The following is a 25,676-nucleotide window of genomic DNA, read 5'->3' on the forward strand; positions in this document are numbered from 1 at the left end:
GCAGCCTGATTAGAGGCTGCCTTTTTTATTTTCGCGTTCTAATTCACGTTCCAACCAACCCATAATAACAGCCAGCACATAAGTCTGCTGCATTGGAGAAAGAGGCTGGTATTTTATAAAACCATGCCATTTTTCCAAGCATGATCTACAACATGTTCCCGTAGCGTGTTGTGCCACAAAAACAGGATGCCCTTTCCATGGGGTTTGCTTGCCATCTTTTTTGGGATTTGCAGGAGCAAGACGCCGAGTAATAAAATCTCGCCCATGCTCAGCAACCACAGGTAAACCTTTTCCTGTCAGATATGTCATATCCTGACAGTTTAAATGAAACCTGCTCCGAAAAGATGACCTTGCAAGCCGCGCCCACAGGGTATCTGGCACCGCAGGAAGTGTTTGCTCCTGCGAGAAAAGCTCACCCTGCTGCACTGTTATGATGTTCCTGAAAAGCAAAATACAACATTATAATAATGTGGCTATCATTCATCTGTTTTTACAGGGGGAACAGGTGTCTGTGCGATCAGTTCACCCTTACCTGTTGCCACACGAATATCCTGCTCGCGAATCAGCCAGTAAACAACACCCAAAGCCAAGACTGCAGCCGAAAATGCCAGCATTTCAGCAGGCCTTACTTCGTGCAAATCCAGAATGATAAACTTGCGAGAAACAGCCAGAAGCGCAATGAGCACAATTGTACGCACACGCACAACATCCCGACTATGCGACAGACTGATACGCAGCGAGCTTTTAAACTCCAGAGCAATAATCACCGTAAAAATATTGCCAAACACTTCCTGAAAAGCGGGCATATTTGAAGCATCTATTTGCGATGACATCACCAGATACCAAACCTCTTTGGTCAGATGCCATGTTGCAATAGTTGTAATGACCATGATCAGGCCCGTGAGAACCAGCATGATCAGAAGTTCGAATCCTTCATAAAGATTCATCTCAAAAAAGCTTTTCCGCAGCCGTGTTGCTTCACGAGAAAAAGGATCTTGGGACATCTGATTATGGTCTGGACTGCTCATGTTTCTCTATACATTTGGTAAAAAAGGACTGTTCTTTCTATCAGAATATTCTGACCAAGTCTCACTTAGATGATGATTATTTCCTTTTTAACTGAATCCTAGCGCCATCTAGAGCGGAATGATTTCGTTATCCTGTGATAATCTAAATATGTTTTCTGCTGCTTCGTGAACTGGCGGCCTTTCACTTTCAGCCCCTCTTGGCAGCCTAATAGTACAAGCTAATTTTTGTTTACTTGAGCTGCAACCAGCACAGTCCCTTCATCACTAAAAGTGATATATCCGCAGTCAAACAGATGATCGATATTAGACAGCCGTTGTGGCTGTCTATATGCTCGGCCCCTGTCACTATTGCTTCTACACTGCTTCTGAATTTACCTTACCCGCGTCTAGCTTGATATTTAGGCTTGGCGTTCTGTCTGGCTCAACGCCACATCTACTTGAATAGTTTGAGCTATGGCATCGTTTAAGGTGCATAACGCACCATCATCATTGCCAGCCCCTTGCGTCATTGCCAGAAAATCTTGCCCCATACGCCAAGCTGAGGGCTAATAGCCGCAGGATGGCTCACCACACCTTCCTGGCGAATTTGGCCGGAAGCGTTGGAAAGTATGTTTCACCCACCAAAACTGCATGAGGCGTAATTTCCCTTCCGTATTACTACGGTGCCGCCTTGCTGCCTTCGTTGGCGTAAGCATATGCCCCGCCACGATGAAGGGCACGCTGATAGGCAGAACGATTATGAATACGATGCAGAAATGCCGCCACATGAGGCCGATTCTTTATTGCCCCAGCACGTGCAGCAGCGGCTGCTTCAAGAGGAAAACTCATCTGAATGTTCGCTGCGGTAAAATCATTTCCGGCAAACCATTCATTTTCAGAGAGACTGTGTTCCCAATAATCCATATGCAATTTTAGCTGTGGATTTATCAACTTTGATTGCACCCCTTTTGCAATCAGGAAAGCAAAAGGGCGGATGGGCAAAGGAGCCTGCTTGGGCAGCATACCGAATATCAGCTTCAGCAATAGTGGCGGCATAGCAGACCCTTCTGCGTAATGAAGCCAGTATAGAAAACGAATATATTCAGGTGTCTCGCGCGCTGGTGCCAGTCGGCCATTGCCATATTTATTGATGAGATATTCGATGATTGCTCCGCTTTCTGCCAGCGTCACATTTCCATCTGTATCCGTTATGATGGGAGCCTTGCTCAACGGATGAATAGCCCGCAGAGACTTTGGAGCCATCATAGTTTTAGGGTCGCGTTTGTAAAACTGGATGTCATAAGGAAGTTTCAGTTCTTCCAGCAGCCACAGAATTCGCTGTGAACGGGAGTTATCCAGATGATGTACGGTTATCATAATACACGGCCCTTCTTCCAACTGGTGCCCAAACAGAGCTGATTACCAATTAGAAGATGTGTTTAGGGGCTTTGGTTCCGTATGCCATTTAAACCATACCATAGGCATATTTTTGCACCTGCAAAATTGCAGCAAAAAAAATACGCAAACACTAGAAAGTAGCAAAGGATAAGCGAAAGCTGGTGCGGCTTTTGTCCGTAAAACCCAAAGGCAAGAAAAAGCCTCTGCCTTACTAGCCAGCCACCAAAATACCACCAAAAATTTAAGAAAAATTTGGTGGGCGCACAAGGGCTCGAACCTTGGACCCGCTGATTAAGAGTCAGCTGCTCTACCAACTGAGCTATGCGCCCTTACAGCATATAACTGCTGAATTGAGGCAGTTTTTACCACCTCTAAATCATTAAGACAAGTCTGAAATTTAGGTTTTTAACATAGCTAGCACGGCATCAAGCTGATCCAGGCTTTTGTAATGAATTTGTAAGGAGCCCCCTTTGCGTCCATCAAAATGGACTTGAACCTTAAGCCCTAAGCGCGTTCCCAAATCTCTTTCCAATGCGGAAATTTCGGGATCCTTCATAACTTTAGGTTCTTTGGGTTCAACTTTTGTATTTTTTGCCTGCTCAAGAGCTTTCTGAACCAAAGCTTCCGTTTGCCGGACAGATAATCCTTTAGAGATAACCTCTGCGGCGGCCTGTATGGGATCAGGGTGCACCAGCAACGCACGCGCATGTCCCCCAGAAAGGGTTCCCTTTTTAAGTTCCTGCCGCACAACATCAGGCAAACGTAACAAACGCAGCGTATTGGCAACATGCGGGCGAGATTTGCCTATAGCTTTGGCCAATTCCTCTTGGGTCAGGCTATATTCTTCCATTAGCCGACTAAAACCTTCAGCCTCTTCAACTGGGTTCAGATCTGCACGCTGAAGGTTTTCAACCAGAGCGGCTGCCATGGCATCTGCTTCAGACAGATCCCGGACATGCACTGGCACTTCATGGCACTGCGCCAACTGCGCAGCACGCCAACGACGTTCCCCTGCAATAATCTGGTAATGCCCAGTTTTATGAGGATCTGGCCGCACCAGAATAGGCTGAAGTATGCCCCGCTCCCGAATAGATTCAGCAAGCTCCTGTAAGGCTTCTGGTTCCATATCCTGGCGTGGCTGAAAAGGCCCCGGAGCAAGAACCTCAACTGGTAATGAGCTTGCTGTAGGCGTAGCCTTGCCGGCAGTTTTACTGGAGGAAGATGCAGGTTCCTCTACAGAAGCAGCATCACCAAGCAGAGCAGCCAGCCCACGACCAAGCTTGGGACGTGCAGAGGTTTTACGTGATGATTGACCACTCATGATACCGATGCCCTCTTCATGACTTCTGCTGCCAATGCCTGATAAGCTGTTGTTCCGCTTGCTCTGGAATCATACAGCATAACAGGCTGACCGTGGCTCTGGGCTTCTGAAATACGGATATTACGTGGGATAACCGTTTCGAGCACATCTTTACCAAAGAAGCTTCGTGCATCTGCAGCCACAAGCTCAGACAGATTATTTCGTCTGTCATACATGGTCAGAACAATGCCCGCCATTTTCAGCTCAGGGTTCAGGTTTTTTTGCACGCGTCCAATAGTTTTAACCAGATGGCCCAAACCTTCTAAGGCAAAGAACTCACACTGTAGTGGAGCCAGAACACCATCTGCGGCCACAAAGGAATTCAATGTCAGCAACCCCAAGCTAGGGGGACAATCTATAATCACAAAATCCACGGTCTCACGCAAAGGCTCTAATGCCGTGCGTAATCTGGTTTCTCGGTGCTCCGCATCCACCAGTTCAATTTCAGCTCCTACCAGCTCTGTGTTGGCGGCAATGACTGAAAGATTATCAATTTCGGTAGGCTGCAAAAGATCATCTGCGGCTTTTTCATGCATCAGAAGCGCGTAAGAGCCACCTTTGCGGGAATCATAATCAACCCCCAAACCTGTTGAAGCATTCCCCTGAGGGTCCATATCCAGAAGTACAACTTTAGCACCATCAGCCGCCAGAGATGCTGCCAGATTAATGGCCGTAGTGGTTTTACCTACGCCCCCTTTCTGGTTTGCAACAGCAAAAACGTGGCAGGCTTTCCCGCTCTTCTTAACCTTAGACACGATTAAAATTTCTCACTTCCAGAATCATACCATCAGAACTTGTCTGGCTTGGATATGCTTGAACATCCATCTGCCAGACCTGCTCCGCGTCTTGGATTTCCTGCACAGCCTGTTGCCCTTTAAGAAAAATAGCTTTCCCTTCAGGCTGTAACAGCGGGTGCGCCCACTCCAAAAGTTTAACCAACGGAGCTAAAGCCCGCGCTGTTACTACAGGTGCGGGCTGAACTTTTACACTTTCAAGCCTGCATGGCAAAACTTCCAAATTTGTTTGGGTAAGCCGTGCGACTTCACGCAAAAAAGCAGCCTTCCTTTGGTCCGATTCAATCAAAACCCCGGGTATACCAGTTGCTATCCCTACCACCACAGCAGGAAACCCGCCCCCAGAGCCCATATCAATAAATCGGCTTTGGCCTTGTATCAAAGGAACAAGTTGAAGACTATCAAGAACATGCCTGCTCCAGACATTCTCAATATCCTTGGAAGAAACAAGATTTATACGAGGGTTCCACTTTTCCAGAAGGCTTACAAACGCGAAAAGCTTTTCTTCTGTTTCACGTGAAACATGAACTCCCTCAGGCCACTTGTGCATGGTGCTGCCCTTTTTTAAGATAAGCTAGAACAGCCATAAGGGCAGAAGGTGTTATGCCTGGTATACGTTGTGCTGCACCAAAGCTTTCTGGCCGTGCCTGCTCTAACCTTTCCTGCATTTCAGCACTCAGGCCGCCTATTTTTCTGAAGTCCATATCCTGAGGGAAACGGATTTCTGTTTCTGCCTCAAGTTGTTTGATCTCACGCTTTTGCCTTGCCAGATAACCGCTATAGCGCGCCTCTGTTCTCACGTAGCTACGTGCACGCTCAGAATACTCCTGCACCCAAGGTGCTAAAGTTTCTATGGTATCCTCATCAACTGCCTGCCCCATCACTTCCAGAAGGTTCCGACGGCGACCATCTTGAGCAACTTTAATGCTAACTTGAGAAAGTGCCTGTGGAGGCCAGCTTTCTGCTTCTGCTTTTTGAGTGAAGTGCTTTATCTCATGCATATCTCGCTCAAAGACCTCACGCCTTTCAGCACCTATGCATCCCCACTCCAAGCCTATCGGGGTTAAACGCACATCTGCATTATCCGCCCGCAATGTCAGCCGATATTCAGCACGTGATGTAAACATGCGGTAGGGTTCGCTCACCCCTTGCGTTGTCAGATCATCAATCATAACGCCCAAATAAGCTTTCCCGCGATCAAGGCTAACAGCTTTCTGCCCACCTGCCCTTCTTGCTGCGTTTACACCTGCCAAAAGGCCTTGAGCGCCAGCCTCTTCGTAGCCTGTGGTGCCATTAATCTGGCCTGCTAAGAATAAATTAGGGCACTTTTTAAGTTCTAAAGAAACAGTTAGTTCGCGTGGGTCAACGTAATCATATTCTACAGCGTAACCGTATTGCGCAATAACCGCCTTCTCCAACCCTGGGATAGAGTGGATCATGGCATCCTGCACATCTGCCGGCAGGCTGGTAGAAATACCATTGGGGTAAACCAGCCCCCCCCCTTCGTGATCAGGAAGTGCTTCTGGCTCCAGAAAAATCTGATGTCCCGTTTTTTCTGAAAATCGCACGACCTTGTCTTCAATAGAAGGACAGTACCGTGGCCCCCGGCCCGAAATAGCCCCGCCATATACAGCAGAAAGATGTAAATGTTCTCTGATAATATCGTGGGTTTTTGAAACTGTTGCAGTTATGCCGCACACCATTTGCGGGTTTGTGATGGACGCTGTTAAACGGCTAAACGGCTCGGGGGACGCGTCCCCCTTATCAACAGCAAGCGATGCCCAATCTATTGTGTCACGTTTGAGCCGCGCTGGTGTTCCAGTTTTTAAGCGCGCAATCCGCAAACCTAACTTTTTTAACCGTGACGCCAATGCAACCGAAGGTTGTTCTCCAATTCGCCCCGCTGGTTGGCTTTTATGCCCTATATGAATAACTCCATCCAGGAACGTACCTGTTGTTAAAACAACAGCACCCGCTGCCCATTGGCGTCCATCTTCACAGGCAACACCGGCAACATGGCTTTGATCATCACAAATAAAATCCGTTACAGCCCCCTCATCAATATCAAGTCCCTCTGTGTTTGCCAGAATATCCTGCACAGCTTGACGATATAAAAGACGATCAGCCTGGACTCTCGGCCCCTGCACAGCGGGTCCTTTAGAGCGATTGAGAAGTTTAAAGTGAATACCGGCTCGGTCTGCCGCCCGTGCCATAACACCATCCAGCGCATCAATTTCACGCACCAGATGCCCCTTACCGATACCACCGATGGCAGGGTTACAGGACATAGCGCCAACCGTGTTTTTATGGTGCGTTAACAAAAGCGTTTTGGCACCACAACGCGCAGCAGCGGCAGCGGCCTCGCATCCAGCGTGGCCTCCTCCTACCACAATAACATCGTAAGCCTTGTTCATCGTTTGCCCTTCCTGCACACCTTACTTTCCAATACAAAATTGGCCGAATATCGTATCCAGCAGATCTTCTACACCAACATGCCCTGTTAGGCGCCCTAACGCCCGCATAGCTAACCGCAGCTCTTCACCACGCAATTCTGGCCAATCCTGCAGCAACGCAGCATGGAGGCACCTTACAGCCTCCTGCACGCCTGCTTTGTGTCGTGCGCGCGTAAGAAGCGGTGCTCCAGATGCGGATGCAGCCGTAAGCTCCTCAACTTTTCTCTGTAGGAAAGTATATAACTCAGGCAGCCCATCTCCTGTTTTCAAACTAATGGCAAAAACATCCTTGCCTAGAATGGTTTTGGGAATTTCACCGATATCTACCTTATTCCCAATCAAAGTGGCGCCGGGGAAAATATCATCTGGCGGCTCATTGGCTGGGAACATTTGTAACACACAATCTGCCTGTTTCACGTGAAACAATGCACGGCGTACCCCTTCCGCTTCAATTTCATCATCTGTTTCTCGCAAACCAGCAGTGTCAACAAATGTCACTTTTATCCCGGCAAGAATACAGGCGGCCTCTAAGGCATCACGCGTTGTTCCTGCCTTTGAAGATACGATGGCAGTATCCCGGCCCGTAAGCCAATTTAACAAACTGCTTTTACCTGCATTTGGTGGGCCTGTAATAGCAAACACGACCCCTTGCCGTATTCTCTCCCCATGCTCACCGTCGGCAATATGTTGCTGCATTTCAAACTGAAGTTTTTGAATTTCCTGATTGATACCCTCTTCCACTTCAGCGGGTAAATCTTCGTCCGGAAAATCTATAAGAGCTTCCTGAAAAGCGAGTATCTTTTTTAACCGTTCAGACCAGCCTGAATATAATTGGCTTAATGCACCATCAGCTTGTGCCAAAGCCAGCTTTCTTTGACCATCGGTTTCAGCAGCAACCAAATCGGCAATACCCTCGGCTTCAACCAGATCCATGCGACCATTCACAAATGCACGCCTTGTAAATTCACCGGGCTCAGCTGGCCGCGCCCCAGCGTTCACCAAAGCCTCGGAAACAGCACGTATAATGGCAGGCCCAGCATGTAGATGCAGTTCAAACCCATCTTCACCTGTATAATTTTGCGGGCCAGGAAACCAGAGAACCAACGCCTCATCTAGTAAGTCATCTTGAGTAGAAGCATTGTTCCAGATTTTACGAAGAACAGCCTTACGCGCTACAGGCAGCTTGCCACAAACCTGTAAAAGAATGTTTCGGCTGCCTGCACCGCTCACACGCAAAACTGCAATTGCCGCACGCTCTATTCCTGTTGAAAGCGCAAAGATTGTATCTTCAGCCTGATACCCCAACGCGGCCACCCTTTCCGTTATCGTATGCCTGTTTCTTCTTGCTGCTTCTAATGCAGTTTTTCATGCAAACGTAGAGTTAAAAAATGATAGCCTCCCCCTTGCCTGCGTGATGAAGCACACTCCGGTTAGACAACACCAAAAGATTTTGAACAAAAGTAAGGTTTATGTTTTATGCCCCAACTCTCGCTGCACTCTCCTTTAGGTCCAATCACTTTGTCTGAAGAAGACGGGAAGATTATCTCTTTGGATTGGGGATGGGGTCGAGATCAAACCGAAACTCCCCTGCTCTGCCAAGCACGTGAATGGTTGGATAATTGGTTTGATGACCCTGAGAGTGCAGGTTCTTTCCCGCTTCCTCTGGATCCTTATGGAACAGCTTATCAGAAAAAAATCTGGGCCGCATTGCAGGAAATCCCAGTGGGCGAAACAACCACATATGGAGAACTCGCCGAAAAAATCGGTGGTAGTCCCCAGTCAGTTGGTCAAGCCGTTGGGAGAAACCCTATCCCCATCCTTATTCCCTGCCATCGCGTTGTGGGGGCTTCTGGCTTAGGAGGATATTCTGGTGATGGTGGTGTGGATGATAAAGCGTGGCTTCTACGCTTAGAAGGCGCCAAATTTCCACACCACTCCTAAACTGCTCTGATACGGATTCTAGCGTTATCGGATGAACGTATGTTCTCTATTTTCTGTCACAGCTTTCTGTACGGGTATTAAAAAATTTCCCGGCGCTACATCTGACCACAGAAGATGAATCCGTATCATTTCCATAACTTGTTGGGGGTGGATAAGAAGGTGCATTTCCCCCCTGCTGGCCACCATTATAATAGTAAGATGGGGGCGCATAAATGCTCTGCTGTGGTGCCGAATTATATTCAGATGCAGCTGCACTTCCTATTGCTAAACCAAGCACCGAACCGAACATAAACGGCGCCCCCCAGCCCCAGCCGCCGCCCCAGTAAGGATAGCCCCACGGTCCTCCACCATAGCCCCAACCATAATACGGATAACCCCAGCCCCATGGGCCGCCACCCCAGCCGCCGTACCAACCACCGCCCCACGGACGCCCTCCCCAGCCGCCGCCACGCCAAGAACCACCACCCCATCCACCTGGGCCGCCATGTGGCCCGCCAAATCCACCATGAGGAAAACCTCCTCCCGGACCACCGAAACCACCACCTCTTGGGCCACCGAAGCCACCATGACCGAAACCACCACCACCTGGGCCGCCGAAGCCACCGTGGCCAAAACCGCCCCCTCCACCAAAGCCACCACCACCTGGGCCGGGGTGGGCATATGCTGAAAATACAGGAACGCTAAGTCCGCATACCAAAAGAGCTGCCAGCCCTATTTTTTTGGATATTGCAGTCCACATAACATCGGTGCCCTTTGCACTTAACCTTGGATACTGCTTACACGACATAATACCGTAATATGTCCTTCTTCTAGTTATTACATGGGCATTAAAAGACAGTTTGCCATTGCTTTTTTGCTTCATCAGGTAAGATAAAAGCTCAGATTCATGTTGCGTTTTTTGCATTCCTGGTATACATTTTAATCATTGGAGGAAGCGGAGAAGATTTATCTTCAGCTTTGCCCCCTAACACCCCAAATTAGGAGGCCGGACTCATGGCATGGAAAAAAGCAACTTTTGTTTCCCTGTGGCTTGCTGCCCTTAGCCTGGCCATCTGCTCCACTTTTATTTTTATTGCATGTGGGCTTAAGTTTTCTATTTTTCATTCTGGTTTAACAGTAAACCAGGCTGATTTTGTAGATAATACGCCCTTTTCTGTATATCTGTGGCAGATGCTGCCTGAGACAGCACGTTGGAATGACTACGTGTTTTCTGGACCAGGGTTGATTGGTTTAGCAGCTTTTTTGGCTAGCATTGGTTTAGGCTCTTATGCCGCCATTAAACTGGAAGAAATTAACCACGCAGCTCTTGCAGCTAAAAAGACTGAAATGCACCGCTGGGATTCTTTGCTTATTGGGCCTTCTCTTGAAGACACATTGCAGAACTTTCAGCATACAAATGCATCAGATGTACAGTCTTACGCTGTTAAAAGTGCCTAATAACACAATATAATTTATGAAAAATGCTTCTGCTTGGAATCCAATTCTGAGCAGAAGTTTTTTTATGCAATACGCATATCGCGCATGTAATAAATAATATATTTTTAAGGGAAAAACTGGTCGGAGTGAGAAGATTCGAACTTCCGGCCCCTGCGTCCCGAACACAGTGCTCTACCAGGCTGAGCTACACTCCGATTACACGCTGCCTATACAGCGCTCTGGCCTAAGAAGCAAGAGTAGAAATGAGTCTTCCTACCCTTGCACGTCTTATTTTACATTACATCCATACCCAATGCTTCTGCGGGCTCAGTAACACGAGAGCATTCTAGAGCAGCGGCAGCATTCGGTACAACACTCAGCAGAGATCTTGCATCAACCGAGGCAAAACCCTGTTTCACAGCCTCATCAAGCATGGCGACAACCTTATCGCCCCACCCATCTACATTAATCAGCACGATGGGCTTATCATGGCGCTTAAGCTGCTTCCATGTCAGAATTTCCAGAAGCTCCTCAAACGTTCCAAAACCCCCGGGCAAAACCCAAAAAGCATCAGCCCGTGAGAACATGATCTGCTTACGGGTATGCATAGAATCCGTAACTATCAGTTCAGAAACGTCTTCATTCATTTTTTCACGGGTTTTTAGAAATTCAGGAATAACACCCGTAACGCTGCCACCTGCTTGAATAACGGCATGGGCCACAACGCCCATCAGGCCATTTGCACCGCCACCATATACCAGCCGGATTCCAGCCTGCGCCAATTCTTTTCCTGTTTCCTGTGCTGCCTGCTGATACACTGGCTTTGTCCCCATACGGGAACCACAAAATACGGCGACTGCACGCACATCAATTGTCATTATTTATGCTCCTCCAAATTGGTTTCTAAAGTTTTAGGTATCTGTTTCTTACGGTAAAATGGATTACCCATTTTCCTGACGATAAACAAAAGCACATATTCCAACACCCATAAGGCTCATCAGTGCCGTTGTTAAAAACAATCCCTGGTATCCCCAAAACGGAATAATAAACCCTAAAACGGGTCCAGATAGGCCAAGAGCTATATCAAGAAAAACAGAAAATGCGCCTACTGCAATCCCTTTATTTTCTGGCTTTGTACGAGCTACAGCCCCTACCCCCAAAGCCGGAAACAAAAGTGAAAAACCGGCACCCGTTAGCGCAGCTCCTATATTTGCCCAAACAGGTGAATGCCCCATAGCCAATACACATAAGCCCAAACTTTCTACGAGTAAGGAAACCAATGCAACAATTGTACCACCACGTTTTGTTATCTGAGTTGTAAAACCAAACCGTGTCAAAACAAAAACACATCCAAAAATAGATAATGCTGTTGCAGCTCCACTCCAGTTCTGATCAGAAAAATACAAAGTCAGCAAAGACGAAATGGCACCGAACCCAATAGAACCCGCAGCCAGAGCCATGCCATACGGTGCGACCTGACCGAAAACTGTCATAAAAGAATGGCGCTTACCTGTAGATGGAGCAAGCGGTTTGACTGCTACCTGGCGCCATGCCCACGGCACTCCTAAAAGCAGCATCAGCATACAGCACAAGCCTATGCCCCAAAAACCACCTAATGCCACATGAGACTGATAAATCATCATGGCAATAGGCGCCCCTAGAGCAATACCGCCATAAGAACAGACACCGTTCCATGATATAACACGGGCGGTTCCCGCGGCCCCTACCCTTTGGATGTTCCAGACAATAACACCCGTGGCCACCCAACTTTCAGAAACACCCAAAAAAAATGCGACCTAGTAAAACAATCGCCAAAGCCCCTAAAGGCCATGCCATCATGGAAGGCGCAAGCATGATAAGCAAACCAGAAAGCGCACCAAGGAAAAGCCCCGCAATAACAACTTTTTTAGGGCCACGTGTATCTATCCGATGCCCCGCTCCAATACGGGATACAAATGTGGCTAGATACTGAACGGAAACAGCAAACCCTGCGAGTGCAGAGCTAAATCCCAACTGTTCTTTTACAAACAACGGTACAACTGCCATTTGTAAACCGATTTCTATATAACAAAGCAAAGTAAAAACCACGATCGCAAAGATAGACCATAGTGTTTTTCCTGCTGTATCTGGTGCTACCTCAATATCATTATTCCCGTTCATTACATTCCTTTACGGTAATGGTGTTACATAATCAGAATCCGTACCAATTTGCTCGCATATGATAGGCTAATGCAAAGCAAAACTTAGGAATCCAGCATGAATATGTCTTCACCTGATGATGAAGGTTACATCACCGTTTCCTCCCGCATTACTTATGAAAATCCGTGGACCCGTGTGCGGGAAGATATTATCCGCCTACCAAATGGTAAGGATGGTCTCTATGGCATTGTAGAAAGAGGCGAATTTGTTGTTATTCTTCCTTTAGGCAAATCTGTAGATGGCCAGCCAACTGTAACGCTGGTCAATCAATACCGTTATCCCATTAAAAAACGACTGTGGGAGTTGCCAATGGGTATGTGGGAAGCACGGCCAGATGCCAAAATGGAAGATGTTGCCGCAGGTGAATTACAGGAAGAAACAAGCTTACGAGCCCAAAAATTGCAACATGCAGGCATTGTTTATCAGGGAGCGGGATATTCTACCCAGAAAGGTCACGTATATTTGGCTACAGGATTAACCCAAGGAGCACGTCAGTTGGAAGATACAGAACAAGGAATGACATACCATACCTTTCTGCTTTCGGAAGTTGAAGACATGATCCGCCGAAATGAGATAACATGCATGGTCAGCTTAGCTGCTTTTGGGCTTCTACGTATTAAAAACATGATTTAGAAATAAAAAAGTCCCTGATATACAGGGACTTTTTTTAAAATGGCCTGACAACAACCATAATAACAATAACCATCATCAAGATGGTCGGCACTTCATTGGCAATACGATAAAACTTTTCTGAATGGCTATTGCGGTCAGCAGCAAAATCTTTACACCAACGTACGCAACATCCATGAAAAGCAAACATAAAGAATACAGCAGTAAGTTTTGTATGCCACCACCCAGCATGCCAATCCACACCTCCTGGTGTAAACACAAGGAGCACACCAAAAAGTAGGCTAGCACACATAGCTGGTGTCATAATGGCTTTAAGAAGCCGGCGTTCCATAATTTTGAAGCGCTGACTTTCCTGAGATCCAACAACAACCTGGCAATGATAAACAAACAACCTTGGCAGATAAAATAATCCAGCCATCCACGCCATAACAGACATGATATGGAACGCTATAAGCCAACGTAACCAAGGCAAAAGGGCATCTATAACCATCATTAATGTCCTTGCAGCAGCAAGGCTTTCTGAACCAATGCCGTAAATTGTGAAAGACTATTAATTTTTAAAATATTTTTCCATTTTGGAATAGGTTTTTCATCAGATCTCAGCATAATACAGGTCATTCCGGCATCAACAGCTGCTCGTGCTCCTGTGTCACTATCTTCCAGCACAAGACATTCTGAAGGAGAAACACCTTCTTCTTCCGCTGCTTTCAGATACACATCAGGCTTGGGCTTTGGAATTCCCATATCTCTTGCAGAGTGAATGCGGTTTTCAAAAAAATGTTCAAGATTGGCAATAGAAAACTTTGCATCCATTTCTTCTTGAGATGAGTTGGATGCAACTCTTACAGGAATACCAAGTTTTTGAATACTGTTGAGCATATCATAAACACCATCTACTGGCTCAACACCATTTTTCATGGCTGCCACAAAGCGTTTTTGCATCATGCCTGCCCAATCAGCCCCCAACTTGGCGCCAGTTTCCTGTTCAATCATGTGTTGTATTCCCGGCAATGCCATGCCGGAAAATACGTTTACAGCTTGATCATCCGGCACATTCATACCAACACGCCGAGCCTCTTCTGCACTGATGCGACAACACGTTTCTTCGCTATCAACAAGAACACCATCACAATCAAAAATAATAAGCTTGAGATGCCCTTGAGGGGAAAGAACGAATGGTTGTTCTACCATCACGCTGTTTCCCTTATTGTGCTTACCAATTCTGCAACATGTTCAACAGGTGTTTGCGGAAAAACACCATGACCTAAATTGAAAACATGCGCACGCCCTCGGCCAGCTTCACGAATAGCAAGTGCTTCACGCTTCATGGCATCTCCACCAGCCAATACGGCAACTGGATCCAGATTACCTTGAATGCCAACATGTTCTGGCAGCATGGAGCGCACAATTTCCATATCTGCCCCTGTGTCCAGCGCTACAACATCTACGCCTGTTTCCCGGACATATTCAGCAACCAATACACCACTTAAACGCGGAAACCCGATAATGCGTGTAGAAGGATGCCGGGCTTTAATAGCCTGAACAATCTGGCGAGATGGCGCAATAACATGTTTGCGAAATTCTGATGGCGATAACAGGCCTGCCCATGAATCAAACAACATAACTGCTTCAGCACCAGCTTCAATCTGTTTGCAAAGATATTCAGCTGTTGTTTGGGTCAGTAAATCCATAAGTTTATCAAACAGAACGGGTTCTGCGTAAGCCATTTTCCGGGTAACAGCAAACTCGCGCGATCCATGCCCTTCAACCATGTAGCAGGCAACCGTAAAAGGTGCGCCCGTAAAACCAAGTAGGGTTGTTGCACCTGGTTGCGCGACACCAATTTTATCTGGGCCATTCAACTCTTTACGCAAGCGTGTCAGAGTTTCCAAAACTGGAGCTGTAACTTCGGCAATACGTGCAGCATCCAACCGAGCCAGATCCTGTTCAGAGCGAATAGCGCCCAACACAGGGCCTTTGCCTTCTACAAATTCAAGAGATTGCCCCATTGCCCATGGCAAAATCAGGATGTCGGAAAACAGAATAGCGCCATCCATTCCAAAACGTTTGATCGGCTGCAATGTCAGTTCTGTTGCAATATCCGGTGTCATGCAGCGTGTCAGGAAATCTGCTTTGGCACGCATAGCCCGAAATTCTGGCAGAAAGCGACCAGCCTGACGCATCAGCCACATTGGAGGTGGCCACAGGGCTTCACCGTTGAGTGTTCTTAAGAGCCGTTTGGCGGAGGGAATATGTTGGTCTGTCATCATGCTTCGATGTCCTGCCACGTCTTTGTTCACGCTGTCCACGCCCCTCTTCCTATAAAAAAAGAAAGGAATAGGTTTGTAGTTGTTTAAAAGTACTGTGAATGGTGGGGTACCCGGTATTCCAAAAATGTACCCCAGCTTTCCCACACTGTGTACAGATTTTAGGCTATTGGAAAACAAGGACTTTTTAAAGTTATCCAGAAAGTACCCTTACGGGGCTGTGTACAACTCACCGGTTTATCGTTTTAGAGAGTTGTGCCCGGTACTCGGTACGTCGCAGTTATGAGTTCCGTACAATCCACATGTACCCCGGTACTCAGGTGAGTACTCACAGGCCATTTTTTTACGAGTACCTGAACGGGACTCGAATTGATGCAGGATTTAGTACTAATGCCGACTCCATTACAGAACAGAGATTCGAAACTGCTTTTGGCGAGTGGTTCTTTTTCTAGACGCAAAATGCTTGAGGATGTTGGGCTGGATTTTGAAGTCCGGGTTGGAGGTGTAAATGAAGACATCCTCAAAGCAGCAGGCAAACGAGAGGGATGGAAGCCAGAAGCTGTGGCTCTTGGATTGGCAGAAGCCAAGGCGCTTTCTGTTCAGCAGGCAGATGCTTTTGTTATTGGCGCGGACCAGATGCTGTCCTGCAATTCCGTATGGTATGACAAGCCCAAGGATTTAGCGCAGGCCCGTGAGCAACTTCTGGCACTAAGAGGAAATACCCATATTTTGCATACGGCGGTTGTGTTGTGTCGGAATGGTCAGGTGGTATGGCAGCATGTGGATCAACCACGTTTGACCATGCGTTTGTTTTCAGAAGCTTTTTTGGACGCTTATCTGCAAACAGAAGGACCAGCATGTTTGACTTCTGTGGGCGCATATAGGCTGGAAGGGCCAGGCTTGCAGCTTTTTGCGCATATAGAAGGAGATTCTTTTTCCATTCAGGGGTTGCCTCTTCTGCCTCTTCTTGAAGCGTTGCGAGAGATGAAGGTGATTTTTTACTGAAAATAGGGGCTTGCCTGTTAAGGGTAGATCATGTAAGAGGCTGGGCACACACCGCATCTATCTGATGCAGCTGTGTGCAAGAACAGTGTGGGGCCATAGCTCAGTTGGGAGAGCGCCTGAATGGCATTCAGGAGGTCGTCGGTTCGATTCCGATTGGCTCCACCAGTTCTGATAAGACTCTCCAATCAAAACAAAATTTTACTGATTCCTTTCAAGTCGTTCGTGCTTACGCAGTGTTTTTCTCTGCGTTTCAAGCAAGAATGGTAGATAGCTTTCTATGAGCAGATGAGTTGCTTACTCACTCGGGAAGGTCAGTGGGCGTAGGCGCGGCTTTTGTGCCTTAATAACCAGCGTATCAAGAGCGGAAAGAAAGCGGGACCGATCTGCTTTTCCAAACACGCTTCCGCCTGGTGTCATCACTCCGGCTGAACGCAAATCTGTCATCAGATTACGCACTGCCAACGCCATACCAATGGCATCGCCATCCAGAATCCGCCCCTTGGGCTCAAGAACATAGGCCCCCTTTTCAACACACCGAGCAGCCAGCGGAATATCTGCTGTAATCACGATGTCTCCGTCCGATACGCGCTCCGCAATCCAATCGTCGGCGACGTCTGGTCCAGCATCCACCACGATCCGCTCAATGGGGGGAGAATCTGGCACCATAATCATTCTGTTTGAAACAATGAAAACGTGCAGATTGTAACGACTGGCTACACGATACACCTCGTTTTTTACGGGGCATGCGCCAGAATCAACAAAAATACGGGTCATACAGCTAATTTGCCGTAGGAAGGCTGTGATCGCAAATTACGACTTTCATTGTTGGCGCTATTCCTTCTCTATGTAAGGCAGGCAAGGCTTAACGCTTATTTTTCACTCAGAAGCAAAAGCAGGACATTTTTCTTTTAAAGTTATGCCTTTTTTCAGACACAAGCCTTTGTCATTAGTCAGAAAGCAGACAAGGTGTTTATGCACTTTGTTACGGTAAAGATTTTATAAGGCGAATCTGATGAAAAAAGTTTTGATGGCCACAGCGCTGACGCTGGGAATGATGACATCCGCAGTATCTTTTGCACATGCTCAGGAAGCCGCTCCGGCTGTTGGCGCACCTCCGCCGGGTGGCCCAGGCTGTGGCCCGATGCACCACCATGGCATGGGCGGCCCTATTCTGAAGCTGGACGGCGTTAAGCTGACCTCTGCTCAGAAGAAAAAGCTGAAAGCTATTTTTGACGTAAACAAGCCTTCAGACCCGAAAGCGGACATGGAACAGATTCACAGGCTGCACCAGCAGGAACGTGAATTGCTGACAACGCCGGGCCCGGTGGATCAGGCTAAGCTGCAACAGATTGAACAGCAGATCAGCACCATGCAGACCGAGCGCGCAACGCAGCGCCTGCAGGTTGAAACGCAGGTTCATGATATTCTGACCAAAAAACAGCTTAAGCAGATTGCAGAACGCCCTGAACCCCAGATGCCACCAATGTGCGGAAACGGTGCACCTCCGGCTCCGCCGCCGGCTGCAACCGAAAGCAAGTAAGCTTCTGCAAAAAAGCTGCCAGACATTCTGGCAGCTTTTTTTATGCTTAAAGCATTGATGCGTTGTGTTTGCATTCATAGACAAATAATGCAGATCAAGAGAAAGAACAGAATGTTCTTTTTCGGTGCCTGATATCATGACAACATCTTCTGCCCATCCTGCCTTTTTTAAAAATGGACTGCCGCTGCGGCTTATCCTGCTTTTGGGGCTGGTTACGGCAATCGGCCCACTTGCTACAGATATGTATCTTCCGGCTTTTCCTGATGTTGAGCAGGATTTGGGCGGTGGTGCAGGTTCTGCCCAGTTTACGCTGGGAGCATGGTTTTTAGGGCTGGCTTTTGGTCAGTTCTCTCAAGGTCCGCTGTCAGACAGGTTTGGGCGCAAGGCGCCTCTGATTATAGGGCTTGCCGTTTTTGCTGTTGCATCTGCTATGTGCGCTGTGGTGCGGGATTATCACCTGTTCTGTATCATGCGGTTTATTGGCGCATTTGGTGGGTCTGCCAGCGCAGTTATTCCGCGAGCTATTGTAAGAGATGTGGCGACTGGCAAAAAAGGTGCGCATATTATGGCGCAGCTTACACTAGTGTTTGGTGTCATGCCTGTGCTGGCTCCCAGCATGGGTAGCCTAGTGCTGAAATTCGGGAACTGGCGGTGGATATTCTGGAGTGGCACCCTATACGCCATTCTGGGTATGGTTGGCATTATATGTATGCTGCCAGATACGCTGTCTCCCGCATACCGGATGAGATTGGCACCATTTGAAATTTTCACGCGCTATCGCGCTATCCTGCGAGAGCCTGTTTTTCTTTCTAATGCGCTTATCACAACTTTTTCTACTTTTGTGATGTTCGCCTATTTGGGAAGTGCGCCGGTTCTGTTTGAGCAGGTGCTTCATTTTTCTCCCTCAGCTTTTGGCATGTTTTTTGGTGTGAATGCCGCTGCTTTTATTTTGGGAACACAAATTAACGGTAGGCTTGTGCATAGGTTTGCCATGCCAACTTTGCTGGAAGCGGCTATTGTTTGGGCTTTGGTTGTGGGTGGCATTTTTGTGGTGGTGGCCTGTTCTGGTTGGACAGGTTTTGCCCATCCGTGGCTGACTTGTGGGCTGATTACATGCATTACCGGCGCATTGGGGTTTATTGGGCCCAATGGCACCGTTATGGCATTTTCACGCCATGCACATCAGGCTGGCAGTGCCTCTGCCTTGCTAGGCACAATGCAATTTAGCCTTGGATCTTTAAGCAGTGTTCTGGTGGGTATTTTGCCCGGAGGCGGCGCTATTCCAACGGCTATTGGTATGATGACAGGTGTTATAGGCATGGTGTGCGCCAATATCCTGCGCCGTAGGCATACAGACCAAGCAGAGCATGAACATGAAGGATAATGAGCGCAGCAAGCCTCTCCGGCGCTAATGGCCAGAAGATCTATCAGCCGGTTTTCCGTAAATAGCTTGGGTTTGTGGGGTAACGGTATGCCCGTCTTCTGTTTCCATTGACCCTACAGCACCAGAACCTGCATCGGGCAGTGTTTCGTAACGTTCTTCAGGTTTGGGCGGGTGAGTTTGTTCAGGCTTGCCCTCACGCGCAGCTTGGGCTTCGCGCAGGTTTTCTTCCTGTTCTGCCGCCTTGGCTTCCGCCGGAGCCGCTTCGGGCAAAAAGCGCCCTGGCCGTTCAGGGGGGACATCAATGTTGTCCCCTTCAATAGGCCCGTGACATGCCACCAGCAGTGGAGAGACCAAAAGAAGGTTTCCGATCAGGGTGCCTGTTTTTTTCGCCAGAAGCATGGACGGGTTCATTGTAAAGGAGAAAGAGAGAAAGCTGTGAGATCAGCTTTCTAGGCGGCGAGCTTCATCTGGCAGCATGATGGGGATGCCATCACGGATAGGAAAAGCAAGACCAGCCTTTTTACTGATCAGTTCATTGGTTTCCGCATTATAAGTCAGAGGCCCTTTGGTAACAGGGCACACAAGCACCGAAAGAAGCCGGGAATCAAGCGGAGGTGTGTCAGACATTAGTTCTCTGTTCCTCAGTAAAAGGTTCAGGAAGGCGGGCCTTCCTGTTCCGGACCAGACAGGTCTAGCAGTGTTTGCAGCACCCGCACACGGTCAGTTAGATCTTCGGCATCAAGCAATGCCTGTTTTTCTGCCGGAGGGAAAGGACAGATCATGGGTAATGTTACCAACAGGATATCATCATCCATTTGTTCCAGCAGAGACCAACGGGCCTGTAATCCCTTTTTCTGGAAGTAACGCCGCATAGAGCCCAGAAGCTTTTCCCGATCAAACGGAGCAGACGGAATTTCGTTCAAGTCTCCCGCAAAGGTGGAAACATCTATCCGGGCTTGCCGGTATCCGCGTGCTTCTCCTGTTTCACGCAGGAGCCTAAAGCGCGTAAGGCCTGCAAGCGTAATGGCATAAGTGCCGTCTGCCCGCTCGGTAAAGGAAACAATCCGGCCAAGGCACCCTATGGGGTAAAGTGGCGGAGCGCCGTTGGCTTCATCTTCCTCTTCTCGCCAACGCGGCTGGATCATGCCTATCAGGCGCTGCGTGGCCAGTGCATCTTCCACCAATGCAATATAGCGCGGCTCAAACACGTTAAGCGGCAGTCTTCCACGAGGCAGAAGAACAACGCCGCTTAATGGAAACAGACCAACTTCCGGAGGGATATCGGCCAAAGTGATATCTCCCAGTCTGGGAACGTGCCGGAGGATATCATCTTCATCTTGAAAAAATACTGCAGCCAAAAAGTTTTACATCCTCATGAAAACAGCATGGAGGACAAACGGCGGCGCGAAACCGCAGTAGCGGGATCTTCATTTCCCCATGCTTCAAAAAAACGTAGCAGCTGCTGTTTGGCTGCCCCTTCTTTCCAGTTCCGATCTACCTTGATGATATGTAGCAGCTCGTTTGCGGCCTCTTCCCGCTTTCCTGCAGCATTCAGGGCTGTCGCCAGTTCACAACGTGCTTCAGAATCTTCTGGGTTCGCGGCAAGGCGTGCATGAATGCTTTCCATTTCCTCTGCGGCCTTGCGCCCTTCCTTTTTCAGGTCCAGTGCGGCACGTGCGCCAGTCACTTCTGGGCTATCTGTAATTTTAGCAGGTACGTCTGCCAGTGCGGCAACAGCGGCATCTTCATCATCCAGAGCCAACATAGCACGGATAAGCCCAGCCCATGCGCGGGGGTTTTCTGGTTCTTCCCCAATAACAGAGGAATACAGTTCTGCCGCACGAGCAGGCATTTCTGTTTCCAACGCCACATCTGCTTCACGCAGTTGTTCAGTTGCAGGCAGAATGCCGCCACCGCTGCTTTTTAGAATATTTTCGACAAACTTTTTGATTTCGCTTTCTGGCAAAGCACCTTGGAACAGATCCAGAATCTGCCCTTTCCAGAAGGCCGCAACCAGCGGAATGGACTGTAACGGCAAACCAACCTGCGCAAGTTGCCCCACTAGAGCACGGTTTGCTTCAATATCAATTTTAACAAGACGAACTTTGCCGCGTGCGGCTGTCACCACCTTTTCCAACACCGGGGCAAGCTGCTTACAGGGACCACACCACTCTGCCCAGAAATCAACAAGAACAGGAACAGAACGGCTTGCTTCAATCACATCCTGCATGAATGTGGCCTGAGACCCATCACTAATTACAGGTGCCGTGCTCTGAGGTGCTATTGTGCCGTTTTGTGTATCAGATTGCGGCTGGCCGATAACGTGTTCCATATGTTCCTGTATCCTTAATCCAATGCTGCGGTCAGTATGGAAAATATCCTTCTGGCCGACTTTGATCTGTTTATATGTTCTAGATGGTCAATCAGAGCATGATGCGCAATGGCAATTAGGGCATGGCTTGCCCATATCAGATTAAAGGCAATGGCTGCCGCCGCCTTATCACGCATTGCATGAAGGTGGCCTTAGGCGGCATACTAGTACAAAACAGGAACGGCGGCAGATTTCTTACATGAAAAAATCAGATTTTTCCGGTCAGCAGAGCATCCGGGTGCGTGGTGCACGGGTCCATAATCTCAAAAACGTGGATATTGATATTCCGCGTGATAAGCTAACAGTGATGACAGGGCTTTCTGGGTCCGGCAAATCTTCCTTGGCGTTTGATACAATCTACGCAGAAGGACAGCGCCGGTATGTGGAAAGCCTTTCCGCCTATGCGCGTCAGTTTCTGGAGTTGATGGGCAAGCCGGATGTAGATGCCATAGAGGGTCTTTCCCCAGCTATTTCTATTGAGCAGAAAACGACATCTAAAAATCCGCGTTCTACCGTTGGTACTGTTACAGAAATTTACGATTACATGCGTCTGCTCTGGGCGCGGGCAGGTGTACCGTACTCTCCAGCGACCGGGTTGCCGATTGAAGCGCAAACAGTCACCCAGATGGTTGACCGTATTATGGCGTTGCCGGAGGGAACGCGCCTAATGCTTCTTTCTCCTGTTATTCGTGACAGAAAGGGAGAATATCGGAAGGAACTGTCAGAACTTCAGCGCAAAGGTTTTACACGTGTAAAAGTTGATGGAACACTTTATGAAATTGACGATGTTCCTAGCCTGAACAGGAAGTTGCGCCATACTGTAGAAGTTGTGGTTGACCGCGTTGTGGTGAAGGAAGGGCTTGAAACACGTCTTGCTGATAGCCTTGAAACAGCATTAGAACTTTCTGATGGCATTGTGTATGCAGAAGAGGCTTCAAAAGATAAAAGCAAGGAAGACGAAAAACTTGTTTTTTCATCGCATTTTTCTTGTCCAGTAAGTGGGTTTACACTGGAAGAAATTGAGCCTCGGTTATTTTCCTTTAATGCACCACAAGGTGCATGTCCAGCATGTGATGGCATTGGTGTGGAAACCTATTTTAATCCACATCTTATTGTGCCAGATGAAGGCCTTAGTCTTGAAAAAGGTGCTATAGCACCGTGGAAAGATGCAAAATCTCCATTATTGGAACAGACGATTGAAAGTTTGGCACAGCATTTTTCTGTAAACATGGATACACCGTGGAAAGATCTTCCAGAAAATGTGCGAGACGGTATTCTTTATGGCACTTCGGAAAATGTAGATTTCACCTATAAAGATGGCAGGAAAAGCTATGTTGTTTCCAAACCATTTGAAGGTGTGATTAAAAGCCTAGAAAAACGCCTGCGAACCACAGAAAGCATGTGGGTAAGAGAGGAACTTTCTAGATATCAGTCTGAAAAAGCATGTCATGTGTGTGAAGGTGCGCGGTTGCGGCCAGAGGCTCTTTCTGTGCGTGTGGCGGGAAAAAATATTGCGCAAGCCACGAATTTACCTATAGGGCAAGCCTTGGACTGGTTTGATACAGTTTTGCCAACGCTTACACCGCAAAGGGCCGAAATTGCCCGCCGTATCCTGCGTGAGATTCTGGAACGCCTGAAGTTTCTTGATGATGTCGGTTTGGAATATCTGACACTTTCAAGAAGTTCAGCTACTCTTTCAGGTGGAGAAAGCCAGCGTATTCGCCTTGCCAGCCAGATTGGTTCCGGGCTTACGGGTGTTTTGTATGTTCTGGATGAGCCTTCCATTGGCCTTCATCAGCGTGATAATGAACGTTTGCTTGGCACATTGCAGCGTTTGAAAAACCTTGGAAATACGCTGATTGTTGTTGAACATGATGAAGATGCCATTAGAAGTGCAGACTGGCTTGTAGATATGGGGCCGGGTGCAGGTGTAAATGGGGGCACTGTTGTTGCCCAAGGTACGCCAGCGCAGGTTGCCAAATCTCCCGATAGTTTGACAGGGGCTTATCTTTCTGGGCGCAAAAAGATTGATGTTCCTGTTGAACGGCGGAAGATAAATAAAAAGAAAATTCTAACAGTTGAAGGTGCTACCGGGCATAATCTAAAAAATGTAACTGCTCGCTTTCCGCTTGGTACGTTCACCTGTGTAACGGGTGTATCTGGTAGCGGAAAATCCACTTTGGTTATTGATACACTCTATAAAGCGCTTTCCCGCCAATTGATGGGGGCTGGTACATCGCCAGAGCCTTATAAGCGCATCAAAGGAATGGAGCTGTTAGACAAGATTATTGATATTGACCAATCCCCTATCGGGCGCACACCACGTTCCAACCCGGCAACTTATACAGATCTCTTTACGCCTATAAGGGACTGGTTTGCGGAACTGCCTGAAAGTAAAGCAAGGGGTTACAAGCCCGGCCGCTTTTCCTTCAATGTAAAAGGTGGGCGTTGTGAAGCATGTCAAGGTGATGGTGTTATCAAAATTGAAATGCACTTTTTGCCAGATGTGTTTGTAACGTGTGATGCCTGTAAAGGGCAGCGCTATAACCGTGAAACACTTGATATCAAGTTCCGTGGCAAGTCTATTGCAGATGTGCTGGCCATGAGTGTGGATGAAGCCCTCCCTTATTTCTCGGCTCAGTCTCGTATCCGCGATAGGTTGGCTATTCTGCAAAAAGTTGGTTTGGGATACGTTGCTTTGGGGCAGCAGGCGACCACTCTTTCTGGAGGTGAGGCACAGCGCGTTAAACTTTCCAAGGAGCTAGCGCGCAGGGCAACGGGGCGCACACTGTATATTCTTGATGAACCAACAACAGGATTACATACAGAAGATGTAAGAAAACTTCTGGAAGTTTTGCATGCCCTTGTTGATCAGGGAAACACAGTTGTTGTGATCGAACACAACCTCGAAGTTATAAAAACGGCAGACTGGATTATAGATGTCGGCCCTGAAGGTGGTGATGGTGGAGGGCAGATTGTTGCCGAAGGCACACCAGAAGATATTGCTGCATGCCCGGAAAGTTACACAGGCCGTTTTCTTGCCCCGCTGTTAGTGAAGAAATAATGAAAAAGCACTTTTGTATTTTAGCCTGTATTGGATTTTCTGCTCTGTTTGTAAACGGAGAAGAAACTTATAGCGCACTGGCAGAAACATCGTGTTCTGCCCTGCCCTCTTCTGTTCTGTTTGAAAAACAGACATGGACAGAAATCCAGTCTGACATTTCGTGCGGGATAACAACTCTTATTATTCCTGTTGGCGGAACAGAACAGAGTGGGCCTTATATAGCGGTTGGTAAACACAATATGCGTGTTATGGAAATAGCGCAAAGGATAGCGGAAAAATCTGGAAAAACCCTTGTAGCACCGGTTGTTTCATATGTTCCAGAAGGTGGGATATCTCCCCGGACTTCACATATGAAGTTTCCGGGAACAATTACAGTGCCGACAGATGTTTTTGAAAAACTGATAGCATATGCTGCAAAAAGTTTTCAGGTTGAGGGATTCCGTCTGATTGTTTTTATTGGCGATCATGGCGGTTATCAGAAATCTTTGGATAAAGTTGCCTCACAACTTAATAAGGAGTGGTCAGGCACCCACGCCCAAGCTCTTTACGTAAAGCAATATTATAGCGTTATACCGCATCAGTATACTCAATGGCTCAGCCTGCATGGATATGCAAAAGATGTAGGTATGCACGCAGATATAAGTGATACATCATTGATGCTGGCTATTGATCCAACAATGGTGAGGTTGGATGCATTACAAAAATCGGACACTCCATCCAGCGCTCAAGGCATTTATGGGGGAGATCCGCGTAAGGCATCGGCCAGTTTGGGGCAGGTAGGTATCAATATGCAGATAACTGCGGCAGTTTCTGCCATTAACGATGCGCGAAATAAATAAGTGGAAAC

General features: G+C 47.8%; 26 protein-coding genes, 3 tRNA genes and 1 pseudogene. 9 read left to right on the forward strand and 21 right to left on the reverse strand.

Annotation, left to right across the window (positions count from 1 at the left end; all coding sequences use genetic code 11):
• Positions 1-9: 9 nt before the first annotated feature.
• The 9 genes from A4S02_RS12115 to mnmE form a co-directional block, all read right to left on the reverse strand.
• Entirely contained in the window at positions 10-426 is a 417-nt protein-coding gene (locus A4S02_RS12115; RefSeq protein WP_070323922.1) for a DUF4186 domain-containing protein, read from the reverse strand.
• Between the two features lie 50 nt (positions 427-476).
• Complete coding sequence (locus A4S02_RS12120; RefSeq protein WP_019089068.1) at positions 477-1,028, reverse strand: phosphate-starvation-inducible PsiE family protein; 552 nt, start codon at positions 1,026-1,028, stop codon at positions 477-479.
• Positions 1,029-1,685: 657 nt separating this feature from the next.
• Positions 1,686-2,384 carry a glutathione S-transferase gene (locus tag A4S02_RS12125; protein WP_070323923.1) on the reverse strand — a complete coding sequence of 233 codons (699 nt, stop codon included), beginning with the start codon at positions 2,382-2,384 and terminating at the stop codon, positions 1,686-1,688.
• Between the two features lie 274 nt (positions 2,385-2,658).
• A tRNA-Lys gene (locus tag A4S02_RS12130) sits at positions 2,659-2,734 on the reverse strand.
• A 68-nt stretch (positions 2,735-2,802) separates the two neighbouring features.
• Positions 2,803-3,726 carry a ParB/RepB/Spo0J family partition protein gene (locus A4S02_RS12135; RefSeq protein WP_070323924.1) on the reverse strand — a complete coding sequence of 308 codons (924 nt, stop codon included), beginning with the start codon at positions 3,724-3,726 and terminating at the stop codon, positions 2,803-2,805.
• Entirely contained in the window at positions 3,723-4,520 is a 798-nt protein-coding gene (locus tag A4S02_RS12140; protein WP_019089064.1) for a ParA family protein, read from the reverse strand. The genes A4S02_RS12135 and A4S02_RS12140 overlap by 4 nt, the downstream gene beginning before the upstream one ends.
• Complete coding sequence (gene rsmG, locus A4S02_RS12145) at positions 4,513-5,109, reverse strand: 16S rRNA (guanine(527)-N(7))-methyltransferase RsmG (RefSeq protein WP_070323925.1); 597 nt, start codon at positions 5,107-5,109, stop codon at positions 4,513-4,515. Before rsmG ends, A4S02_RS12140 begins: the two co-directional genes overlap by 8 nt.
• Positions 5,093-6,973, reverse strand: a complete 1,881-nt coding sequence (mnmG, locus tag A4S02_RS12150) for a tRNA uridine-5-carboxymethylaminomethyl(34) synthesis enzyme MnmG (protein WP_070323926.1) — start codon at positions 6,971-6,973, stop codon at positions 5,093-5,095. Before mnmG ends, rsmG begins: the two co-directional genes overlap by 17 nt.
• Before the next feature lie 21 nt (positions 6,974-6,994).
• Positions 6,995-8,326: a tRNA uridine-5-carboxymethylaminomethyl(34) synthesis GTPase MnmE gene (gene mnmE / locus A4S02_RS12155; protein WP_070323927.1), complete on the reverse strand. Its 1,332-nt coding sequence runs from the start codon at positions 8,324-8,326 to the stop codon at positions 6,995-6,997.
• A 162-nt stretch (positions 8,327-8,488) separates the two neighbouring features.
• Here mnmE and A4S02_RS12160 point away from each other — a divergent pair, with 162 nt between their 5' ends.
• Positions 8,489-8,953 (forward strand): methylated-DNA--[protein]-cysteine S-methyltransferase, encoded by a 465-nt coding sequence (locus tag A4S02_RS12160; protein WP_070323928.1) that lies wholly within the window; start codon positions 8,489-8,491, stop codon positions 8,951-8,953.
• A gap of 46 nt (positions 8,954-8,999) precedes the next feature.
• Here A4S02_RS12160 and A4S02_RS16375 read toward each other — a convergent pair whose 3' ends face one another.
• Complete coding sequence (locus A4S02_RS16375; RefSeq protein ID WP_026019351.1) at positions 9,000-9,692, reverse strand: hypothetical protein; 693 nt, start codon at positions 9,690-9,692, stop codon at positions 9,000-9,002.
• A 254-nt stretch (positions 9,693-9,946) separates the two neighbouring features.
• On the opposite strand from A4S02_RS16375, the gene A4S02_RS12170 reads away from it, so the two are divergent.
• On the forward strand, positions 9,947-10,390 hold the full coding sequence (locus A4S02_RS12170; RefSeq protein ID WP_019089058.1) for a hypothetical protein: 444 nt from the start codon (positions 9,947-9,949) through the stop codon (positions 10,388-10,390).
• Between the two features lie 117 nt (positions 10,391-10,507).
• Here A4S02_RS12170 and A4S02_RS12175 read toward each other — a convergent pair.
• The 3 genes and pseudogenes from A4S02_RS12175 to A4S02_RS12185 form a co-directional block, all read right to left on the reverse strand.
• Positions 10,508-10,584, reverse strand: a tRNA-Pro gene (locus tag A4S02_RS12175).
• 78 nt (positions 10,585-10,662) lie between these two features.
• Entirely contained in the window at positions 10,663-11,247 is a 585-nt protein-coding gene (locus tag A4S02_RS12180; RefSeq protein ID WP_070323930.1) for an LOG family protein, read from the reverse strand.
• A gap of 63 nt (positions 11,248-11,310) precedes the next feature.
• A pseudogene (locus A4S02_RS12185) lies at positions 11,311-12,529 on the reverse strand (MFS transporter).
• A 96-nt stretch (positions 12,530-12,625) separates the two neighbouring features.
• On the opposite strand from A4S02_RS12185, the gene A4S02_RS12190 reads away from it, so the two are divergent.
• The gene (locus tag A4S02_RS12190) at positions 12,626-13,201 is read left to right on the forward strand and encodes an NUDIX domain-containing protein (RefSeq protein WP_070323931.1); all 576 of its coding nucleotides are present in this window, start codon (positions 12,626-12,628) and stop codon (positions 13,199-13,201) included.
• A gap of 34 nt (positions 13,202-13,235) precedes the next feature.
• Here the strand turns inward: A4S02_RS12190 and hemJ are convergent, their stop codons facing one another.
• Genes hemJ through hemE form a run of 3 tightly spaced genes read right to left on the reverse strand, consistent with a single transcriptional unit; the run spans position 13,236 to position 15,468 of the window.
• Complete coding sequence (gene hemJ, locus A4S02_RS12195; protein ID WP_070324268.1) at positions 13,236-13,688, reverse strand: protoporphyrinogen oxidase HemJ; 453 nt, start codon at positions 13,686-13,688, stop codon at positions 13,236-13,238.
• A gap of 2 nt (positions 13,689-13,690) precedes the next feature.
• The gene (locus A4S02_RS12200) at positions 13,691-14,392 is read right to left on the reverse strand and encodes an HAD family hydrolase (protein ID WP_082246833.1); all 702 of its coding nucleotides are present in this window, start codon (positions 14,390-14,392) and stop codon (positions 13,691-13,693) included.
• Complete coding sequence (gene hemE, locus A4S02_RS12205) at positions 14,389-15,468, reverse strand: uroporphyrinogen decarboxylase (protein ID WP_082246834.1); 1,080 nt, start codon at positions 15,466-15,468, stop codon at positions 14,389-14,391. Before hemE ends, A4S02_RS12200 begins: the two co-directional genes overlap by 4 nt.
• A 369-nt stretch (positions 15,469-15,837) precedes the next feature.
• Here hemE and A4S02_RS12210 point away from each other — a divergent pair, with 369 nt between their 5' ends.
• Positions 15,838-16,470 carry a Maf family protein gene (locus A4S02_RS12210; protein ID WP_070323933.1) on the forward strand — a complete coding sequence of 211 codons (633 nt, stop codon included), beginning with the start codon at positions 15,838-15,840 and terminating at the stop codon, positions 16,468-16,470.
• Between the two features lie 89 nt (positions 16,471-16,559).
• A tRNA-Ala gene (locus A4S02_RS12215) sits at positions 16,560-16,635 on the forward strand.
• A 129-nt stretch (positions 16,636-16,764) separates the two neighbouring features.
• Here A4S02_RS12215 and A4S02_RS12220 read toward each other — a convergent pair.
• The gene (locus tag A4S02_RS12220; protein WP_070323934.1) at positions 16,765-17,244 is read right to left on the reverse strand and encodes a YaiI/YqxD family protein; all 480 of its coding nucleotides are present in this window, start codon (positions 17,242-17,244) and stop codon (positions 16,765-16,767) included.
• Between the two features lie 238 nt (positions 17,245-17,482).
• Between A4S02_RS12220 and A4S02_RS12225 the strand changes: the two genes are divergently transcribed.
• Entirely contained in the window at positions 17,483-18,010 is a 528-nt protein-coding gene (locus A4S02_RS12225) for a Spy/CpxP family protein refolding chaperone (protein ID WP_070323935.1), read from the forward strand.
• Positions 18,011-18,146: 136 nt separating this feature from the next.
• Positions 18,147-19,394, forward strand: a complete 1,248-nt coding sequence (locus A4S02_RS12230) for a multidrug effflux MFS transporter (protein WP_070323936.1) — start codon at positions 18,147-18,149, stop codon at positions 19,392-19,394.
• 24 nt (positions 19,395-19,418) lie between these two features.
• On the opposite strand, the gene A4S02_RS12235 is transcribed toward A4S02_RS12230, so the two are convergent.
• Genes A4S02_RS12235 through A4S02_RS12250 form a run of 4 tightly spaced genes read right to left on the reverse strand, consistent with a single transcriptional unit; the run spans position 19,419 to position 21,726 of the window.
• Positions 19,419-19,805 carry a hypothetical protein gene (locus A4S02_RS12235; protein WP_070323937.1) on the reverse strand — a complete coding sequence of 129 codons (387 nt, stop codon included), beginning with the start codon at positions 19,803-19,805 and terminating at the stop codon, positions 19,419-19,421.
• 30 nt (positions 19,806-19,835) lie between these two features.
• A complete protein-coding gene (locus A4S02_RS12240; protein WP_003623252.1) occupies positions 19,836-20,021 on the reverse strand; it encodes a Trm112 family protein in 186 nt (61 codons plus the stop codon).
• A gap of 26 nt (positions 20,022-20,047) precedes the next feature.
• Positions 20,048-20,752, reverse strand: coding sequence for an LON peptidase substrate-binding domain-containing protein (locus A4S02_RS12245; RefSeq protein WP_070323938.1), 705 nt, complete (start codon positions 20,750-20,752; stop codon positions 20,048-20,050).
• A 14-nt stretch (positions 20,753-20,766) separates the two neighbouring features.
• Positions 20,767-21,726, reverse strand: a complete 960-nt coding sequence (locus A4S02_RS12250; protein WP_070323939.1) for a tetratricopeptide repeat protein — start codon at positions 21,724-21,726, stop codon at positions 20,767-20,769.
• A gap of 238 nt (positions 21,727-21,964) precedes the next feature.
• Between A4S02_RS12250 and uvrA the strand changes: the two genes are divergently transcribed.
• Together uvrA and A4S02_RS12260 are read left to right on the forward strand one after the other, a co-directional pair.
• Positions 21,965-24,829, forward strand: a complete 2,865-nt coding sequence (gene uvrA / locus A4S02_RS12255) for an excinuclease ABC subunit UvrA (protein ID WP_070323940.1) — start codon at positions 21,965-21,967, stop codon at positions 24,827-24,829.
• Positions 24,829-25,668 (forward strand): creatininase family protein, encoded by an 840-nt coding sequence (locus A4S02_RS12260; protein ID WP_070323941.1) that lies wholly within the window; start codon positions 24,829-24,831, stop codon positions 25,666-25,668. Before uvrA ends, A4S02_RS12260 begins: the two co-directional genes overlap by 1 nt.
• The last annotated feature ends 8 nt before the right edge of the window (positions 25,669-25,676 follow it).

The organism is Acetobacter ascendens, assembly GCF_001766235.1.
Taxonomy (GTDB): Bacteria; Pseudomonadota; Alphaproteobacteria; order Acetobacterales; family Acetobacteraceae; genus Acetobacter; species Acetobacter ascendens.

What these genes read in the sequence shown, in the direction of transcription:
- A4S02_RS12120 (WP_019089068.1), bottom strand. Translation starts at nt 1,028, where the DNA reads ATGAGCAGTCCAGACCATAATCAGATGTCCCAAGATCCTTTTTCTCGT.
- A4S02_RS12125 (WP_070323923.1), bottom strand. Translation starts at nt 2,384, where the DNA reads ATGATAACCGTACATCATCTGGATAACTCCCGTTCACAGCGAATTCTG.
- A4S02_RS12135 (WP_070323924.1), bottom strand. Translation starts at nt 3,726, where the DNA reads ATGAGTGGTCAATCATCACGTAAAACCTCTGCACGTCCCAAGCTTGGT.
- rsmG (WP_070323925.1), bottom strand. Translation starts at nt 5,109, where the DNA reads ATGCACAAGTGGCCTGAGGGAGTTCATGTTTCACGTGAAACAGAAGAA.
- mnmG (WP_070323926.1), bottom strand. Translation starts at nt 6,973, where the DNA reads ATGAACAAGGCTTACGATGTTATTGTGGTAGGAGGAGGCCACGCTGGA.
- A4S02_RS12160 (WP_070323928.1), top strand. Translation starts at nt 8,489, where the DNA reads ATGCCCCAACTCTCGCTGCACTCTCCTTTAGGTCCAATCACTTTGTCT.
- A4S02_RS16375 (WP_026019351.1), bottom strand. Translation starts at nt 9,692, where the DNA reads ATGTGGACTGCAATATCCAAAAAAATAGGGCTGGCAGCTCTTTTGGTA.
- A4S02_RS12170 (WP_019089058.1), top strand. Translation starts at nt 9,947, where the DNA reads ATGGCATGGAAAAAAGCAACTTTTGTTTCCCTGTGGCTTGCTGCCCTT.
- A4S02_RS12180 (WP_070323930.1), bottom strand. Translation starts at nt 11,247, where the DNA reads ATGACAATTGATGTGCGTGCAGTCGCCGTATTTTGTGGTTCCCGTATG.
- A4S02_RS12190 (WP_070323931.1), top strand. Translation starts at nt 12,626, where the DNA reads ATGAATATGTCTTCACCTGATGATGAAGGTTACATCACCGTTTCCTCC.
- hemJ (WP_070324268.1), bottom strand. Translation starts at nt 13,688, where the DNA reads ATGGTTATAGATGCCCTTTTGCCTTGGTTACGTTGGCTTATAGCGTTC.
- hemE (WP_082246834.1), bottom strand. Translation starts at nt 15,468, where the DNA reads ATGATGACAGACCAACATATTCCCTCCGCCAAACGGCTCTTAAGAACA.
- A4S02_RS12210 (WP_070323933.1), top strand. Translation starts at nt 15,838, where the DNA reads ATGCAGGATTTAGTACTAATGCCGACTCCATTACAGAACAGAGATTCG.
- A4S02_RS12220 (WP_070323934.1), bottom strand. Translation starts at nt 17,244, where the DNA reads ATGACCCGTATTTTTGTTGATTCTGGCGCATGCCCCGTAAAAAACGAG.
- A4S02_RS12225 (WP_070323935.1), top strand. Translation starts at nt 17,483, where the DNA reads ATGAAAAAAGTTTTGATGGCCACAGCGCTGACGCTGGGAATGATGACA.
- A4S02_RS12230 (WP_070323936.1), top strand. Translation starts at nt 18,147, where the DNA reads ATGACAACATCTTCTGCCCATCCTGCCTTTTTTAAAAATGGACTGCCG.
- A4S02_RS12235 (WP_070323937.1), bottom strand. Translation starts at nt 19,805, where the DNA reads ATGAACCCGTCCATGCTTCTGGCGAAAAAAACAGGCACCCTGATCGGA.
- A4S02_RS12240 (WP_003623252.1), bottom strand. Translation starts at nt 20,021, where the DNA reads ATGTCTGACACACCTCCGCTTGATTCCCGGCTTCTTTCGGTGCTTGTG.
- A4S02_RS12250 (WP_070323939.1), bottom strand. Translation starts at nt 21,726, where the DNA reads ATGGAACACGTTATCGGCCAGCCGCAATCTGATACACAAAACGGCACA.
- uvrA (WP_070323940.1), top strand. Translation starts at nt 21,965, where the DNA reads ATGAAAAAATCAGATTTTTCCGGTCAGCAGAGCATCCGGGTGCGTGGT.
- A4S02_RS12260 (WP_070323941.1), top strand. Translation starts at nt 24,829, where the DNA reads ATGAAAAAGCACTTTTGTATTTTAGCCTGTATTGGATTTTCTGCTCTG.